This is a genomic window from Exiguobacterium sp. GL_137 (assembly GCF_057834585.1).
The window spans coordinates 2,868,431-2,885,824 of sequence record NZ_CM174406.1 but is presented as its reverse complement, the minus strand read 5'-3'; the positions used below and the strand labels follow the sequence as shown (position 1 = coordinate 2,885,824).

Below are 17,394 nucleotides of genomic sequence, written 5' to 3'. Positions count from 1 at the left end.
TCCTTAAACGCCGCGATCGTTTGCGAAAACGAGGGCATGTAGTTGTGGAAGAACCCGTGCATGATTAAATCGTTCGTCAGTTGCGACGCGTTCCCATAAAGTTTTTAAGCCGGATAACATCCGCGGTGCAATCGTACCTTCTTCCGCAGGATCAGGATTACCGAGTGACAGATATAAGGTTTTTAAGGCGTAGCGTTCTGAAATGGCAGCAGCAAAGTCAAGATCCGCCTCATCAAAGATGACGATTTTAACGGCGCGTTGCTGTTCAGGCAATCGTTTGAAAAAGACATCAAGGCGGTCATAATCAACGGTCATGCCACTCGACGGCGGTTTCGGACTGATCGTGACGTCTTCGATATCGAGCACCCAGTTTTGCCAGTAAGAACCTTGTGTTTCGACCGACATCGTGATGCCACGGCTCTTCAGTGCGTCGACGAGTGTCCCGATCGATGCGTGTAACAAAGGGTTACCGCCGGAAATCGTGACATGACCATACGAACCGAGGGCATCGAGTTGCGTCAGGATTTCTTCTGCTGTCAGCAAATCCGGTTTTTCCGATCCGTCCCAAGTGAAGGCCGAGTCACACCAGGCACAGGAATAATCACAGCCACCCGTCCGGACGAACATCGTTTTTTGACCGATCGAACGTCCTTCACCTTGAAAGGTTGGACCAAAGATTTCAAGAACAGGAATCTTCGGTATTTTCTTCAGTTGACTCATGACTCGAGCATCCATTCCCGGCGGACTTCTGCAAAAGCAGTCGGTGTTTCATACAGTTTAACGAACTCGACACGCAGACCGCGTTCATCCGGCAGATGTTTACCGAGTGTTTCAAAAATCCAGGCCGACATGTTTTCAGCCGTTGTATTCATGTAAGGAAGCGACTCATTCAAGTAACGGTGATCGAGTAACGGTTCGAGATGCTCTTTGAAAATTTTCTTCAAATCACCAAAGTCTAGTGTCATACCGCGGTGATCAAGGAATCCGCTGATGCCGAGATCCACGTGATACGTATGGCCGTGCAGGGCGCGGCACTTGCCATCATAGTCATACAGGTGATGGGCTGCGTCAAACGTCAATTTTTTGACGATCATGACACGTGATTTTGTATAAATAAGCGAGTCGCCTGTCGGGCGCTCGACTGTTTCGGGTGCTTCATAGTTGAATTTCATGCGTGTTGGACCTCCTCGATGTAGGCATCTAAGCCTTTTTTCCGTAATTCACAAGCAGGGCAATCGCCACAGCCGTCTCCAATGATTCCGTTGTAACACGTTAATGTCCGTTCGCGGACAAATTCAAACGCGCCGAGCGAATCAGCTAATGCCCATGTCTCTTTTTTGTCGAGCCACATGAGCGGAGTATGAATCACGAATGGATAGTCCATCGCGAGGTTAAGCGTCACATTCAGTGACTTGATGAAGGAATCACGGCAATCGGGATAACCGGAAAAGTCTGTTTCGCATACACCGGTAATGATATGGCGGATGCCACGTCCTTTAGCGAGGACGGCTGCGAAGGACAGAAACAGGTGATTTCGGCCATCTACAAAGGTAGAAGGAAGCCCGTCTTCGTTTGTCGTGATCGATTGTGAGTGGTCAGTCAGAGAATTGCTTGTCAATTGACTGAGGAGTGAGAGATCGAGCTCGTGATGTTTCACACCGAGTTCAGATGCGATTTCGCGAGCGACATCGAGTTCTGCGGCATGACGTTGCCCGTAGTTGAAGGTAACGACTTCAACTTCTGAATAGTCGGCAAGTGCCTGAAACAGGCAGGTCGTCGAATCTTGACCGCCACTGAAGACGACAAGAGCACGTTCATTTTTCATTGGATACACTTCCATTCCTAGTTTTTGTGACGGAGGAGGTTACGAACTCCGGAGACACAGTCTCAACTATTCACACTAGCAGAAGGTGACTCAAAAGTCGACTGACAATCGAGGATTTTGTAAGACAAAAAAAACACCCTTGAACGAAAGGACGTCCAGGGGTGCGGAAATTATAACGGATAGTGGTAATAGCGTTCTTTGACGAGCAAATCACGGATGTTCGAGTCTTCTGAGATGACTTTCATCAAGCCGCCTGTTTGTGATGCATGCGCTTGAAGGGCAGCGATTTTTTGATCGGTATAGGCACTGACATCATGGATGAACGTTCCTTCACCGAGTTCGTCACGTGTATTGTTAGCGAAGGCAACCGCTAAAAATTCAGGACGCTGACTTTCGTCAATCGCACGAAGTGCCCGGACGACGGCACGTGCTGTCGCTTCGTGATCCGGATGGACAGCATATCCCGGATAAAACGAAATGACCCGTGTCGGTTGCGTTTTCGTAATCAATTGTCCGATTCGTTCAGCAAGCATCACTTCGTCTTCGAATTCGACCGTTTTGTCGCGGAGTCCCCACATTTGTAAATCGGAAATCTTCATTTTTTCAGATGCGGCAATCAGTTCGTGTTTGCGGATCGTCGCGAGCTGTTCGCGGTTCGTAAAGACAGGACGCCCCATGTTGCGTCCCATTTCACCGAGTGTCAGGCAGGCATATGTGACGGGTCCACGGTTCTCTGCATGTTCGATAATCGTTCCAGCCGAGCTGAACGCTTCATCATCCGGGTGAGGGAAGATGACGAGGAGATGATCTTGTTCATTGTAAGCCATTATTCTACCTCCTCTGCGCCTTGCGCGAATGGAGTCGGACTGAGTTCGAAGGCAATCGCAAGGCGTCCTTCCATGTCGTGTCCGGCAATCAACAGTTGATCGCCTGCAAATTCATAATCCGTTAAGCCTTCACCGTACAACCAGCCGTGGGAGAGTTTCAGTCCGATCCGGTACGGACCGTTTCCGGTGATCAGACCACGTTCGTACGTAATCTCGGCGTTGCGGAAAAACATGCCGGCACTGTGGAACGTCGGATCCTGGTGGGTCGCGTACGCCCCGTTCGTCGTTTCGACGTGGACATAAAGTGGTGTATTGGCATGCTTGTCGATATAGTCTTGTACAGCGGTTAAATCAAGTGCTTGCATGATGAATCCCCTTTCCTATACAGAAAGAAGTCCGCGATCAGTGCGCGGACTTCTTGAGCGATTAAGACGTTACTGTTCGGTGAGCAGCATGGTCAGTCGGGCCGACATATTCATTCAGGCGGAATGAATGACGAATCGCAGAAGTGATAAACGATTTCGCTGTACGGACCGCTTGCTCCACAGAAGCTCCTTTTGCGAGTTCAGCTGTAATTGCAGCAGAGTAGGTGCATCCTGCTCCGTGCGTATACGGTGTCTCAATACGCTCGTCCTCAATTAGGATAAACTCTTTTCCGTCATAAAGCACGTCAACTGCTCGTGGGTGGTCAATCTTACTGCCACCTTTGACAAGAACGTATTGCGCGCCTTTTTCATGGATCCGTGCAGCTGCGAGCTTCATTTCATCGATGGTCGAAGGTGTTTTTCCAAGACCGGACAATTGACCTGCTTCAAAAACATTAGGGGTCACGACCGTTGCGAGCGGTGTCAAGACATCGCGTAAAGCATTCGCGGTATCGGGATTCAGAACTTCATCTTCACCTTTACACACCATGACCGGATCGATGACGACGTTTTTGACACCAGATGACTTGATTTTTTCAGCAACGACTTCAATGATTTCGACAGTCGGGAGCATACCCGTCTTCATCGCATCTACACCAATTCCTCCAAGGACCGTATGGATTTGTGTCCGGACGAGTTCGGCATCGATTGGGTAAACCGCATGGTGCCAAGAATGATCGGGATCTTGAGCGACGATGACCGTCAGTGCGTTCATCCCGTAGACTTCAAGTTCCTGGAACGTCTTCAAATCAGCTTGAATACCAGCACCGCCACTCGTGTCAGAGCCGGCAATCGTTAACGCTTTACGTTTTGTCATGTGGAATTCCTCCTAAATAAAATAAGCATATCTTCTTGCCATCAATCATAGCGAATTCTAGTCCAAGCGACAACTGCAGGGGCTCAATTGAGACAGAAAATCCCCACCTAGCTGACTAGATGGGGAATAAGATCATTTAATGAATAGGAAATCTAAGATGTAGTAGATGAGCGCCGCCACGGCCATTGAAATCGGCAATGTGATGACCCATGTAATCAACATCCGTTGTGCTGTTCCCCATTTAACACCTTTTTTCCGGTGTGATGTACCTACACCGAGAATGGCAGAAGAAATAACGTGTGTCGTTGAAACCGGTAAGTGAATGGCTGTCGCACCAAAGATGATGGCAGCAGACGTCAAGTCAGCCGCAACCCCGTTGACCGGACGGATTTTCATGATCTGTCCACCAACGGTCTTGATGATCCGCCATCCACCGACGGATGTACCTAGACCCATTGCGACCGCACACGATAGTTTAACCCAAAGTGCGACTTCGTGATCGGTTTGGAAACCGGAAGAGATGAGGGCAAGCGTGATGATACCCATCGCTTTTTGTGCATCATTCGTTCCGTGTGTATACGATTGAAGTGCGGCTGTTGCAATTTGCATATGACGGAAACGACGATTCGTCTTCGCCAAGTTTCCTTTTTTGAAAACTACTTTAAAGATTCCATAGACGATAAATCCAAGCGTGAAGGCAAGAATCGGTGAAATGATCAGTGCCTGAACGATTTTTAGAATCCCTTTAGCTTCAATTCCGCCAAAGCCGACAGATGCGATAGCAGCACCGGCGATTGAACCGATCAGCGTGTGCGAAGAACTCGACGGAATACCGAAGTACCACGTTAAGAGGTTCCAAGCGATAGCAGAGAGTAAAGCAGCGATGACGACATAACTTCCGTGCTCAAGCGTCGACGGATCGACGATATCGCTGGAAATTGTTTTAGCAACGCCAGTAAACGTGATTGCACCTAAAAAATTCATCGTCGCGGCAAGAATGATGGCGTGACGTGGTTTCAAAGCACGAGTCGACACCGAAGTCGCAATCGAGTTCGCTGTATCGTGGAAACCATTAATGAAGTCGAAGCTAAGTGCGAGAATGACGATTATGGCGGTGATGATAAAAAGACTATCCATCTCGTTAGCTCCTCACTTATGCGTTTTTCATGATGATCGTTTCAATGACGTTTGCTGCATCTTGGCAGTAATCGGCAATTGATTCGAGCGATTCATAAATTTCTTTGTATTGAATGATTTTGATTGGATCTGTTTCTGTTGCGAACAATGCTTTGATTGATTTACGACGCAAGTTATCGCAGATGGTTTCCTGCTCTTTCACTTTGATGACGTGTTCACGCATCGGTTGGAGTTTACGTGCTACTAACAAATCCATTGATAAAGCGAGCTCATTGACGGCAATGTGGATTTCATCCACGAAACGAATCATATGCTCGTCTGCTTGTACGATATTGTAAATTTCGAAGATAGCTGAACACTCTTCAAAACCATCGAGGACATCGTCAAGTGAATTAGCAAGTGCTAATAAATCTTCACGGTCGATTGGTGTGATGAACGCGTTGTTTAAATCGATGATCAATTGATGCATCAAATCATCACCAGCTGTTTCAAAATCTTTTACTTTATGGGCGAATTCTTTGACATCGGCAATACCATTGATTTTAAAGTCGACGAAAAATTGTGACGTTTGTTGCAGGTGTCCTGCAATCTCAGATAATTTAACCGCGAATGGATCTTGTTTTTTACTGAACATTTCTTCTGCCTCCATATTAAGAACAAGAATAGAATAGTGAAGTGACTTCACGAGTTCGATTGTATCAGACGCTATTGTAAAAGAATACAACTATGTCCCGTCTTTACGAAATCTTAATAAATCTTAATACTAATGGGATTGTTGATTTAATAAAGAATTAAAAATTGCAAAAATAAGATGGAATTGCTTCTTAATCTTGAGGGAATTTGTGTTTTCTCTTGGCTCCTGTAAGGGAATAGAAGAAAAGCAGGAGAAGGAAGAGCGGAAGCGAATAAGAAATTAAGTTAGAGCGTCATGTAAATCAGGTATAATCATGTTAAAGGAAAGAGGAGGACGTTTTGTATGCTCGTTCAAAGTTTGTGTATTCCGAAACACCAGTGTGTCAAGATTTTAGAAACCGCTACGATTCGAGAAGCGTTGCAGACGCTAGAAGAAACAGGATATCGTTGTGTCCCGGTTCTTGATCAGACCGGTCAATTGTTCAAAGGGAACATTTATAAGATGCATATTTACCGTCACGGGATGAATGGTGGTAGTTTAGATGATAACGTCATGACGTTAATCAAAAACACGACGAAGTTCATTTACACAGGCAGTAACTTCTTTGAAGTCTTTTTCTCAATCAAAGAATTGCCTTACATCGCAGTCTTGAATGATGATGGACAGTTCTTCGGCATCTTACCACACGGAAAGATGCTTGGTATGCTCGAAGAAGCATGGAATCGTGATTCAGGCAGCTATATCTTAACGGTTGCACTCAGTGAACAAAAAGGTGCCCTTGAAAAGATCGCTAAAATCGTTAATAAGTACTCAACAGTGGCGAGTTTGATGACACTTGATGCGAAAAGCAGTGTCATGCGCCGGGTCTTGATCACATTACCGACTGACTGTGATGAGAAAACGAAAAAGAAAATCGTCAAGAAATTAAATGAAAAAGGACTCCGTGTCGTTGCTGTGGAAGACTTGGCAGTTCGTGTATAATGACTAGGAAATCTGAAGGGACCAGTAAGTGGTCCTTTTTTTGTTGGGAGGAATAACAATGAAAATTTTAATGGTAGGGGCAGGTTCGATGAGCGAGTCCTTAGTCAAAGGATGGCTTGATTCGGGTATCTCCCCTCAAACGATCACGATGACCAATCGAACAGACCGGACACGTCTGTTTGCTTTGGCGGAGCAGTACGGTGTTCGGACGACGGCCGAGGAACAGGTCGAACAATTTGATGTCGTTGTTTTAGCCATGCAGCCGGACGGAGTTCTCGACTACATCAAACAAAAGACTTGGACGGACCAATTGGTAGTGTCCGTCGCCGCGCATATTACACCGGCAGACATCGAGGCACACGTTTCATGTGGTGCTGTCTGTGCGATGCCGAATACACCTGTCGCATTTCGGACAGGAATGACGGGACTTTGGTTTGGTGACCTTATCTCGGATCAGAAAAGACAACAAGCGACGGCATTGTTTGAACGAGTGGGTCAGACGGTTGAAACGAATGCGACAACGATGCCTTATTTGATGGCTGCAGCAGGATGCAGTCCGGCTTTCTTCTATGAAATCGTCGGCGCGATGACACCTGTTTTAACGAAAGCGGGTTTTGATGCTTCTTCTGCCCGGCGGATCATTGCGCAGGCTATGAAAGGATCGGCGGAACTGCTGTTACACGAAGAACGTCCGACAGAGGAACTGATTGATGATGTAGCGGCTCCGGGTGGTCCGACGGATCGAGGAGTCCGTGTTCTGCGTGAACATCACTTAGCACAAGCGATATATGCTGCTTTGATGGAAAGTGCGCGGGAAGATCACTAAAGATTACTTGAAACGTCTACCGGTTCTCGATTCGAAGAGTACGGGTAGACGTTTTTTTTCATGTTCGGCTCATATAATACGAAGCGTTTCACGTGAAACATTGATTTAATCTTGCAAAGCGGGACAGAACTTCGTATATTTAAAAAAGAAACCGTCCAGACGGTACAGTAAAATGGAAAGGAGAAAGATGATGGTCAGTATAAAAGCGTTAGAAACGCGACGTCGAATCACGGATGCAACTGTTCAAGTCATGCTGACTCAAGGGTTTCCACAACTGACACTTGAAGAAGTGGCGAAACAGGCGAATGTCTCCAAAGGCGGATTGTTGTATCATTTTTCTTCCAAAGAAGAATTATTGATGGGTGTGATTGAAGAACAGGAACGGCGTCAGTTTCAGCAATATCAGACGTACCGGGAAGAGGGATTTGGTCCAATGGAAGCATTCGTCCTGCTGCAAGCAAGACGGGATGAAGAATTTTGCCTCGACATCGATACGGTATTGTTCTTATTGTCCTTATTAAAGGAAAATGCCGCTTTTGTGGAAGAACGAAAAAAACAGGTTCATCAGTTTTTTGATCAATTGATGGAACAGGCAGATCCTGTAGACGCGATGATGATTCGTTTTACATTGGACGGCTTGAAAATGTCGGAACATTTTCAGTTCGGTCAACCTGCACCTGACGTACGGCAGGCCTTGATTGAACGGTTATTGAAACAAGCACGCAAGATTGATCAAGCATCAAAATAACAAGATGGAATCGAAAAAGAAGAGAGAGAAGGCGGATTTTTACCATGAAGCGTATCATTCAATTTTCAGTCAATAATAAGTTTGCCCTTTGGTTACTGACGATTATCATCACAGTCGCCGGAATTTATGCCGGAACGACGATGAAACTCGAGACGTTGCCGGATATCACGACACCAACCGTGTCCGTGACGACGATTTATCCAGGAGCAACACCGGAACAAGTACTCGATGAGGTCAGCCGTGAACTTGAAAGTAAGGTCGAGAACCTTGGCGGAGTCGAAACCGTCCGCTCGTCCTCTTTCCAAAATGCCTCAAATTTACAAATCGACTACAGCTTCAGTACAGACATGGACGAAGCGGAAGAAAAAGTCAAAGAAGCACTGGCCAATGTTGAATTGCCGGAAGGAGCACAGGAACCTCAGGTTTCCCGAATCTCCTTTGATGCCTTCCCGGTCATCGGATTTGCCGTATCGGACGAAAAACGTTCATTATCCGACTTGACGAAACTGGTCGAAAACGAACTTCAACCAAAACTCGAAGGAATCGAAGGCGCACAGACGGTTCAAATTGCCGGTCAGGAAATCCGTCGAATCGAGATTCAATTTGATGAAAAGAAATTACAACAGTACGGATTGACGGAAGAGAACGTCAAACAACTGATTCAAGCGAATGATTCCCGCTTGGCACTTGGGTTATATGAACTAGGTGATAAAGAACAGGCCGTTGTTCTCGATGGAAAGGCAACGACAGTCACTGAACTGAAGAATCTCCGTTTGCCGTACACACCACAAGCAGCAACAGAGTCACCTGAAGCCAGTGCCGGACAAGGACAGACGCAAGCACCTGCACAATCGGCGCCGACAGATGCGGCTCCGGCACAAGCAGCGAGTCCGGCTGCGGCGGCACCAACGCAAGTCCCGACCGTTAAATTATCGCAATTAGCGACGATTGAAGACAAAGGAATCGAAGAATCGATTTCCCGGTCAAACGGGGAACGTTCGATTGGCGTCCAGGTGACGAAGTCACAAGATGCAAATACGGTCGAAGTCGTCAATGCGGTCAAAGAGACGATTAAAGACTTTGAGAAAGACAATGCCAGCGTAAAAGCGTCGGTCACGCTCGACCAAGGGAAGCCGATTGAAGAATCGGTCTCAACGATGATCAGCAAAGCATTGATTGGTGCCTTGTTCGCTGTCGTCATCATTCTCTTGTTCCTGCGTAATGTCAAATCAACGATCATTGCCGTTATTTCGATTCCATTATCTCTGTTGATGGCGATTTTGGTCTTGAAACAGTTGGACATCTCCCTCAACATCATGACGCTTGGGGCGATGACAGTTGCGATTGGTCGCGTCGTGGATGATTCGATTGTCGTCATTGAAAACATTTACCGTCGCTTGACGGATCCCGCTGAACCGTTAAAAGGGAAAACGCTCATCATTGATGCGACGCGTGAAGTATTCATTCCGGTCGCTTCATCGACCATCGTCACGATTGCCGTCTTCCTGCCGCTCGGATTTGTCACAGGATTTGTCGGTGAACTGTTCCTTCCGTTCGCGTTAACGGTCGTGTTTGCACTCTTTGCCTCATTGATCGTGGCGGTAACGGTTGTTCCAATGTTTGCTGATTCACTCTTTAAACGAGGGAAGGCACCAAAACCGGAAAAAGAAGATGGCGGAAAACTCGCCAATTGGTACCGTGGTGTACTGAATTGGTCGTTAAACCATAAACTCGTCGTGTTCGGACTTGCCGTCCTGTTGCTGATCGGCAGTTTCGCGCTTGTTCCGACCATCGGCGTCAACTTCTTGAATCAAGAGAGTGAAAAAACGTTTTACGTGACCTACAATCCGAAACCGGGTCAAACGTTAGAAGATTCATTGAAGGCTGCCGACTTGGCAGAAGGATATTTCGAAAAGCAACGTGATGTGGATAATCTTCAATTTACAGTCGGTGGAGAAAATCCATTGAATCCCGGAAATACAAAGCAAGCTGTCTTCATCGCCCAGTATGATCCGGATACAGCTGATTTTGCCGATGTAAAACAACAGGCAATCAAACAACTGAATAAAGAGATTCCGACCGGCGAATGGAAAGAACAGGACTTCAGTGGAGGAGCTGCTTCTTCCGGTGTTTCGTACTCGGTTTATGCGAATTCAATCGAAGATCTACAAACGATGACACCAAAATTCGTCAAAGCGATTGAAGGCGAATCGAAATACGTGCGTAAAGTAACAACCGACTTAAAAGAGTCGTATACGCAATACACGTTCGAAGTTAATCAACAAAAAGCCGCTGAATTCGGTATCTCGACAGCACAATTGGCACAAGGAATTGCCAATGTGCAAGGCGAAGAAAAACCACTTTCTACTATAAAAGTAGACGGCAAGGAACTTGATGTCATCGTACCGAACGAACAGACGACATATGATTCCATCAATGATTTACAAACAACAGATGTCACGACGCCGCTTGGTGTCCGGAAACTGTCGGATTTCGTCTCCGTTAAAAAAGGAACGACACCGGATTCACTCAGTGAACGGGACGGCAAATTGGTCGCGACGGTCACTGCAGAATTAAAAACAGACAAAGCAACAGAAGCTTCACAAGCCATCGATAAAACAGTCAAAAAAATTAATCTTCCGACAGGTGTTTCGTATAAAGCAGGTGGTGTGACGGAGCAAATTCAAGAGTCGTTCACGCAACTCGGACTTGCGATGGCAGCAGCAGTCGCCATCGTCTACCTTGTTCTTGTCGTCACCTTTGGAGGCGCATTGACACCACTTGTCATCCTGTTCTCGCTTCCGTTTGCCATCATCGGCGGATTACTCGCGCTGTTGATTACAGGCGAAACGATTTCAGTATCTTCATTAATCGGTGCATTGATGTTGATCGGAATCGTCGTGACGAACGCCATCGTTCTGATTGATCGCGTCATTCACAAGGAAAAAGAGGGCCTCGAGACACGTGAAGCCTTATTGGACGCGGCAGGAACACGACTTCGTCCGATCTTGATGACAGCGCTCGCGACGATTGGTGCCTTGTCACCATTGGCACTAGGTCTTGAAGGCGGTGCTTTGATTTCGAAAGGTCTCGGGGTGACGGTCATTGGCGGATTAACAAGTTCAACGTTATTAACCTTGTTGATTGTCCCGATCGTCTACGAATTCTTTGCACGGTTTCGGAAAAAGAAGTCAATAGATTAAGCAGTTTTAGTTTCTAATGATTAAAGCAGGTACCCTGGAATGGCTCTAGCATGCTATTTTAGGACCTGTTTTTTTATTTGTTGCAAAAATGTTACGGTAAACTATCCCTGTTAATAAACTGTAACACGATGAAAGAAATCGACATGATAGGATAAAAACAGCAATTATCTGATAATTTAGTTTTTTACATAAACTCACTTACAAGGGAGATAGACGGATGAAAAGTTCATTTTTAATTCGTGTCATCGTGTTTGCAACGTTGCTCATCAGTAGCTTTGCCGCTGTTCCTCACCAAACAAAAGCCGGTACGGCAAAAAAAGTTGTCGTGGCGGTCGACGTGTTGAATGTTCGGTCAAAAGCAACGACGACAGGTCAAAAATTAGGCCAACTGAAATTAGGCCAAACGGTAACGGTCCTCGGCAAAACGGCAAACAACTGGTATCAACTCCGGTATGCGGGGAAAAATGCTTACATAGCGGCTACATACACAAAAGCGTTTAATGCAAAAGCGACAACGGGATTAACTAAAAATGGAGCAGCCGTCGTATCCGTGGCGGAAGGCTTAAAAGGACGTCCTTACGTATTTGGCGCAACGGGTCCTGTCAGCTTCGACTGTTCCGGCTTTACGCGTTATGTCTACAATGCATTGGGTAAATCATTACCACGAACAGCGGCTGCCCAATACGGCGCAACGAAACGAACAGCTCCAGTTGCTGGAGATCTGGTCTTCTTCACACACGGAAGCGGAATTCAACACGTTGGGATTGCGGTGGATGGATCGACGATGATCAATGCCAACTCGTATTACGGACAAGTCGTCAAAGAATCATTCCGAAGCGGCTACTGGGGATCACGTTACGTTGCTGCCGGATCTTTATAAGAAAGAAAATCAACCAAAAACCCGCTCTTGACGCATTTGCGAGACAAGAGCGGGTTTTAGTCATTGGATTCAAGAGCGGTCAATCCGCTCAGAAGGGTGGTCGGAATTTCCACTTGAGGATGATCCCGCCAATTGTCACTAATGGCGATCGAGAAAGCTTGGCGTCCGATGGTCTCGTAAGGGACGGCAACCGTCGTTAAATTGAGGACGACTGCTAACTCACTTCCGTCGAATCCGATCACGGCTAAATCTTCCGGAATCCGGTAGCCTTGTTTACGAAGCTCCAGGATGACGCCGGCTGCGACATGATCACTTGCGGTCAATAAAGCGGTCGGACGATTGGTTTGCTTCGCCCACTGCTGTGCGATCCGGGCCCCGTCTTCAATCGTCAACGCCTGTTGGTAGATCCAGGCAACGTCGGCAAGCGATACGGTATCCTGATAAGCCCGTTTTCGGGCACGGCTGTTTGTACTGTCGGGACGACCGAGACAGATCCCGATCTGGGTATGACCAAAAGACTGAAGTGCCTTCAAGCCGCTTTGAAACGCGGTATAATGATTGATGTAGACCGAAGAGACATCTTCATGGTGTTCACAAAAAATAATCGGACCATATTGTTCGTATTGCAAAATGTCTTCGACCGGCAGACTGTGTGAGACGACAATCAGTCCATCGACTTCGCGTTGGGCAAGGGCTTGAAGAACGGTTTGTTCGTGTGATGCGATGTAGTTCGTCTGCCACGTCAAAAAACGGTAGTCCGCTTCAAAAGCAGACTGGGCAATCCCGTGCAGAATTGCGGCATGATACGGATGATCGACGTAAGGCAACATGACGCCGATTGTTTTCGTTTGACCGGTCGATAAATGGACGGCAGTTTGATTTCGGATGTAACCAAGTTTTGTGATGGCGTCCCGGACGGCCCGCCGTTTATCTTCCGCGACGTACGGATGATCATTGAGGACACGCGAGACTGTCGTCACTGAAACCTCTGCTTCACGTGCTAAGTCACGAATGTTGGTCATCAAAAGTTCCTCCTAGCTGTTGGATAATTGTTGATGGATCTGAATCCAGTCCTGTCTCGTGATCGGGCCTTCAAGCCAAGCCGAACGATCGAGTTGTTCCGAAATTCTTTGAAGCAGCTCGACTTGATGAGCTGGCGGCAAGTCCGGAAACTGATCGACCAACGTATGCTTACACAAATAGTAACCGGTCGATGTGTACAGCTGTTCGATCGCTAATTCGTAAGCAACATTTTTCTGAAAGAGACGAGACAGGAATTTTTGAAATGACATGAGAAGACCTCCCTTGTAGTGTATATCAAGACCGTAATGTATGGAACGCGTTTCACGGCAAGCAAAAACTGAGAGGTCCGTCATAAAAGTGGAAAATCCGGACTGGAATTGACCAATGGAAAAAAGAGGTCTATGATTGGTTCGAATCAAGATAAAGAGGGGCGAACGTAAAATGGAATCGACAGACTCGAAGCTGGCATTAAAAATGCTCGTTGTTCTATCTCGCACAATGCATGCAGTAGCGGAACAAGTGAAAGTAGACATCAAGACCCATCAGCTGAATTTATCGGAATTTGGTGTACTGGAATTGTTGTACCACAAAGGCGATACACCACTTCAACAAATCGGCGATAAAATCTTATTAACGAGTGGCAGTGTCACGTACGTCGTGGATAAATTAGAGAACCGGGGTCTTCTTGCCCGACGATCATGCCCGACGGATCGTCGCGTGACATTCGGAACACTGACAGAGGCGGGAAGAGAATTAATGGAAGAAACGTTCCCGAAACATGAAGCGTTTTTAACAGACTTATTCAGCGACTTGTCCATTTCAGAAAAAGAGCAATTGATTGATCAGCTAAAACGTATTGGCCACCGGGCCGATCACTATACACATTCGGAAAAAGCCTAATCATCCTGATTAAGCTTTTTTTGTTGCTTTCTTTGAAATCAAACTAATTGACAAAAGAAAATGGTGTTGGTATATTTACTTACAGAAATTACTTTAGATAAAAGGGAGAAATAAAAATGACTAAATTACTTTATGTAACTGTAAACCCGAAATCAACAGAACATTCATTCAGCCTTCAAGCTGGTGAAGCTTTCCTCGAAAGCTACAAAGCAGCTAACCCGAACGCTGAAGTCCAAGTTCTTGATCTATATAAAGAAGATGTCCAAGAAATCGATACAGACGTACTCAGCGCATGGGGCAAATTCGCGACAGGCGAAGAGCTTTCAGAAGTTGAAATCGCTAAAGTCGGTACAATGACGAAACACCTGGAGCAGTATATGGAAGCGGACGAATATGTATTCGTAACGCCAATGTGGAACTTCTCATTCCCGGCCCGTCTTAAAATGTACATCGACAGCGTTCTTCTTGCAGGTAAAACGTTTGCTTACACTGCAGAAGGTCCTAAAGGATTGATGGAAGGCAAAAAAGCACTCCACATTCAGGCAACAGGCGGCGTATACGCCGGTTCTGGCCTCAACTTCGGAGATGACTACCTCCGTCAAGCACTCGCTTTCACTGGTGTAACAGACTACAACTCATTGTTCATCGAAGGTATGGCAATGAACCCAGAAAAAGCAGAAGAAATCAAAGAAGCAGCAATCGCAGAAGCAAAAGAACTTGGTCGTTCATTCTCAACGGTCAACGCATAAGAAACGAAAATACCCGCTGTCCGGTAAACCGGACAGCGGGTATTTTGTGTTCACAGATGAGTTTTTTTTCGTAAAACAAGGGATGCGAAAAGGAGCAGGTCCTTTAACTTCTCCAGTCCGCGCGGGTGACTGGAAATCCGGTACAACCATTCGAGCTTCAACTTTCGGAAGACCTTCGGTGCCCGTTTGCTGTGACCTGACCAGACATCAAACGCTCCGCCGACACCGATGAAAAGGCCGTGATCCACTTTGTTATAAACGGATGCAATCCATTCTTCCTGTTTCGGTGCCCCGAGGGCCACCAAAATCAAATCGGCGTCGGCTGTTTGAATGACTTTGGCAGCTTGTTCTTCTTTGCCGAATCCATGAAAGGTCCCAACGAACTGGATATCAGGAAAACGGATTGATAATTGTTGAATCAGCGACTTCATGACTTCCGGACGTCCACCAAGCAGGAAGACCCGTTTCTTTAAAGCGTCGGCTGTTCGAAGCAACTCCCGTGCCGTCTCGATGCCAGGCAATGTCGCAGTGAGCGGTTGACCCATCCGTTTTCCGGCTGCCGTCACACCGATTCCGTCAGGCGTGATGAACGTTGCTTGTTGTAAAATATGGCTATAAGCGGGATCACGCAAAGAACGTAAGACCAGTTCGGGATTAGCTGTAACAATAAAGGCTTTTTCATTGTTGTGTAAAATCGTTTTAATATGGGTATACCAATTCGACGGTGTTGCGTCGACAAAAGGCAAACCAAATAACTGTGTTGTTTGAATCATCTTTATTCCACCTCATGTACCATCATAGCAGAATCAAGCCGGACGAACAGGGGCTTGAGACTGAAAAAAAGGAGCGAACGGGATGCATGCAGCCTGGCAGGAGATTTTAAAAGAAGAGAAAGAAAAAGACTACTTTATCCAATTATGGGATTTCGTCAAGACCGCTTACCGGGAAACGACGGTCTATCCGCCGAAGGATCGGATTTTCCATGCCTTTGACGCGGTGGCGCCGCAGGATGTCCGCTGCGTCATCCTGGGTCAGGATCCGTATCATGGACCAAACCAGGCAAACGGGTTAAGTTTTTCCGTCAATGACGGGATTGCGATTCCGCCGTCTTTACGTAATATGTACAAGGAACTAGGATCCGATCTCGGATGTCCGGTGCCGACGACGGGTAATCTGGAAGCCTGGTCGAAGCAGGGCGTGTTTTTGTTGAATACATCACTGACGGTTGAAGCAGGGAAAGCCGGTTCCCATGCGAAAAAGGGCTGGGAATCGTTTACGGATCGTGTCATCGAAGTACTTGGACAGCAGGAGCAACCGATTGTATTCATTCTTTGGGGAAATCATGCGAAAAGTAAAAAAAGCTTGATTGATACCTCTCGTCACCTCGTCCTCGAGTCCGTTCATCCAAGCCCACTTTCGGCGAGCCGCGGTTTTTTTGGCAGCCGGCCGTATTCGCAGACCAATGACTGGTTACAGCAACAAAACCGAACACCAATCGATTGGTGTATTTCGTAAAACATGAAAAAACCAATTTACTCCACAAAGACGGAGTAAATTGGTTTTTTTGAATGGTTTAATCCATCATGAATTTTTCGATGACGAGGGCAATACCGTCCTCATCATTAGAAGCTGTCATGTACTGGGCTTTTTCTTTGACAGTATCGGCAGCATTCGCCATCGCGACACCAAGACCGGCCCATTCGATCATAGTCAAATCATTGTTGCCGTCTCCGCAGGCGATGACATCTGCCTGCTTGATTCCGAGACGTTCAGCGAGCAGGGCAAGACTTGTTCCCTTCGTCACACCGGCTTCCGTAAACTCGAGGAAAAATGGCTTCGAGCGGGCGACAGCAAGCTCACCGGCTAACTCAAGTTGAAGTTTTTGTTCGACTTCCGCCAAACGGTTTTCTTCCGCAAGCATCAAACATTTGACGACCGGTTCTGTGATGGCTGCTTTGAAATCCGGGACGATGATGACATCCATTCCTGTCAGTTCCCCTTCAATTGTCGTGAAGCCGTTAGCGCGTTCTGTCAAAATTTCGTGTCCGACATACGTGTGAATGTCGATGTTTTCCCGTTTACTTAAATCGTAAAGACGATGTACGGTTTCCGGAAGAAGGGTACTGGAGAAGAGGGACTCATTTGTTTTACAGTCGATGATGGAAGCCCCGTTGAAACTCAGGATATAACTGCCATAGCGGGCAAGTTCCAACTCGTTTGCTAAATCAATCATCGCGTAAGTCGGACGACCACTCGCAAGCACGACTTTTTTGCCACGACGTTGTGCGTCGAGTAACGATTGTTTCGTTTTTGGAGAAATCGTATGGTCGCTCGTCAATAATGTATCGTCAAGATCAAGTACAATCATTTCGTAAGCCATGAATATAAACCCCTTTCGAATATCTGTTACATCTTAACA

The 17,394-nt window shown here is 46.6% G+C and carries 20 protein-coding genes; 8 read left to right on the top strand and 12 right to left on the bottom strand.

The features are described from left to right. Positions 1-3 precede the first annotated feature (3 nt). The 8 genes from queE to AC3IRK_RS14985 form a co-directional block, all read right to left on the bottom strand. On the bottom strand, positions 4-720 hold the full coding sequence (gene queE / locus AC3IRK_RS15020; RefSeq protein WP_114596672.1) for a 7-carboxy-7-deazaguanine synthase QueE: 717 nt from the start codon (positions 718-720) through the stop codon (positions 4-6). Then, positions 717-1,172 (bottom strand): 6-carboxytetrahydropterin synthase QueD, encoded by a 456-nt coding sequence (queD, locus tag AC3IRK_RS15015; RefSeq protein WP_012371768.1) that lies wholly within the window; start codon positions 1,170-1,172, stop codon positions 717-719. Before queD ends, queE begins: the two co-directional genes overlap by 4 nt. Next, positions 1,169-1,825 (bottom strand): 7-cyano-7-deazaguanine synthase QueC, encoded by a 657-nt coding sequence (queC, locus tag AC3IRK_RS15010; RefSeq protein WP_489170179.1) that lies wholly within the window; start codon positions 1,823-1,825, stop codon positions 1,169-1,171. Before queC ends, queD begins: the two co-directional genes overlap by 4 nt. Positions 1,826-1,995: 170 nt before the next feature. Continuing rightward, a complete protein-coding gene (gene bshB2, locus AC3IRK_RS15005) occupies positions 1,996-2,652 on the bottom strand; it encodes a bacillithiol biosynthesis deacetylase BshB2 (protein ID WP_131503517.1) in 657 nt (218 codons plus the stop codon). After that, on the bottom strand, positions 2,652-3,017 hold the full coding sequence (locus AC3IRK_RS15000; protein WP_131503516.1) for a YojF family protein: 366 nt from the start codon (positions 3,015-3,017) through the stop codon (positions 2,652-2,654). The genes bshB2 and AC3IRK_RS15000 overlap by 1 nt, the downstream gene beginning before the upstream one ends. A gap of 61 nt (positions 3,018-3,078) precedes the next feature. After that, positions 3,079-3,894, bottom strand: a complete 816-nt coding sequence (locus tag AC3IRK_RS14995) for a bifunctional hydroxymethylpyrimidine kinase/phosphomethylpyrimidine kinase (protein ID WP_026827153.1) — start codon at positions 3,892-3,894, stop codon at positions 3,079-3,081. A gap of 132 nt (positions 3,895-4,026) precedes the next feature. Beyond that, on the bottom strand, positions 4,027-5,031 hold the full coding sequence (locus AC3IRK_RS14990) for an inorganic phosphate transporter (RefSeq protein WP_026827154.1): 1,005 nt from the start codon (positions 5,029-5,031) through the stop codon (positions 4,027-4,029). 16 nt (positions 5,032-5,047) lie between these two features. Then, a complete protein-coding gene (locus AC3IRK_RS14985; protein WP_114596668.1) occupies positions 5,048-5,665 on the bottom strand; it encodes a DUF47 domain-containing protein in 618 nt (205 codons plus the stop codon). Between the two features lie 342 nt (positions 5,666-6,007). Between AC3IRK_RS14985 and cbpA the strand changes: the two genes are divergently transcribed. From cbpA to AC3IRK_RS14960, 5 genes are all read left to right on the top strand, one after another. Beyond that, positions 6,008-6,646, top strand: coding sequence for a cyclic di-AMP binding protein CbpA (cbpA, locus tag AC3IRK_RS14980; protein ID WP_026827156.1), 639 nt, complete (start codon positions 6,008-6,010; stop codon positions 6,644-6,646). 58 nt (positions 6,647-6,704) lie between these two features. Then, positions 6,705-7,472, top strand: a complete 768-nt coding sequence (locus AC3IRK_RS14975; RefSeq protein ID WP_131973509.1) for a pyrroline-5-carboxylate reductase family protein — start codon at positions 6,705-6,707, stop codon at positions 7,470-7,472. Between the two features lie 190 nt (positions 7,473-7,662). Further along, positions 7,663-8,220, top strand: coding sequence for a TetR/AcrR family transcriptional regulator (locus AC3IRK_RS14970; RefSeq protein WP_131503512.1), 558 nt, complete (start codon positions 7,663-7,665; stop codon positions 8,218-8,220). A gap of 44 nt (positions 8,221-8,264) precedes the next feature. Then, positions 8,265-11,423, top strand: coding sequence for an efflux RND transporter permease subunit (locus AC3IRK_RS14965; protein WP_489170178.1), 3,159 nt, complete (start codon positions 8,265-8,267; stop codon positions 11,421-11,423). 217 nt (positions 11,424-11,640) lie between these two features. After that, positions 11,641-12,303, top strand: coding sequence for a C40 family peptidase (locus AC3IRK_RS14960; protein WP_131503510.1), 663 nt, complete (start codon positions 11,641-11,643; stop codon positions 12,301-12,303). A 56-nt stretch (positions 12,304-12,359) separates the two neighbouring features. Here the strand turns inward: AC3IRK_RS14960 and AC3IRK_RS14955 are convergent, their stop codons facing one another. Continuing rightward, entirely contained in the window at positions 12,360-13,325 is a 966-nt protein-coding gene (locus AC3IRK_RS14955; RefSeq protein ID WP_214855312.1) for a LacI family DNA-binding transcriptional regulator, read from the bottom strand. Positions 13,326-13,337: 12 nt separating this feature from the next. Next, positions 13,338-13,595, bottom strand: coding sequence for a hypothetical protein (locus AC3IRK_RS14950; RefSeq protein ID WP_114596661.1), 258 nt, complete (start codon positions 13,593-13,595; stop codon positions 13,338-13,340). Positions 13,596-13,767: 172 nt separating this feature from the next. Between AC3IRK_RS14950 and AC3IRK_RS14945 the strand changes: the two genes are divergently transcribed. After that, entirely contained in the window at positions 13,768-14,226 is a 459-nt protein-coding gene (locus AC3IRK_RS14945; protein WP_114596660.1) for a MarR family winged helix-turn-helix transcriptional regulator, read from the top strand. A gap of 116 nt (positions 14,227-14,342) precedes the next feature. Then, entirely contained in the window at positions 14,343-14,975 is a 633-nt protein-coding gene (locus AC3IRK_RS14940) for an NAD(P)H-dependent oxidoreductase (protein WP_114596659.1), read from the top strand. Between the two features lie 50 nt (positions 14,976-15,025). Here the strand turns inward: AC3IRK_RS14940 and AC3IRK_RS14935 are convergent, their stop codons facing one another. Continuing rightward, on the bottom strand, positions 15,026-15,748 hold the full coding sequence (locus tag AC3IRK_RS14935; RefSeq protein WP_131503505.1) for a WecB/TagA/CpsF family glycosyltransferase: 723 nt from the start codon (positions 15,746-15,748) through the stop codon (positions 15,026-15,028). An 82-nt stretch (positions 15,749-15,830) separates the two neighbouring features. On the opposite strand from AC3IRK_RS14935, the gene AC3IRK_RS14930 reads away from it, so the two are divergent. Beyond that, positions 15,831-16,490 (top strand): uracil-DNA glycosylase, encoded by a 660-nt coding sequence (locus tag AC3IRK_RS14930; RefSeq protein ID WP_131503504.1) that lies wholly within the window; start codon positions 15,831-15,833, stop codon positions 16,488-16,490. Between the two features lie 58 nt (positions 16,491-16,548). Here the strand turns inward: AC3IRK_RS14930 and AC3IRK_RS14925 are convergent, their stop codons facing one another. Further along, positions 16,549-17,355: a Cof-type HAD-IIB family hydrolase gene (locus AC3IRK_RS14925; RefSeq protein WP_131503503.1), complete on the bottom strand. Its 807-nt coding sequence runs from the start codon at positions 17,353-17,355 to the stop codon at positions 16,549-16,551. Between the last annotated feature and the right edge of the window lie 39 nt (positions 17,356-17,394).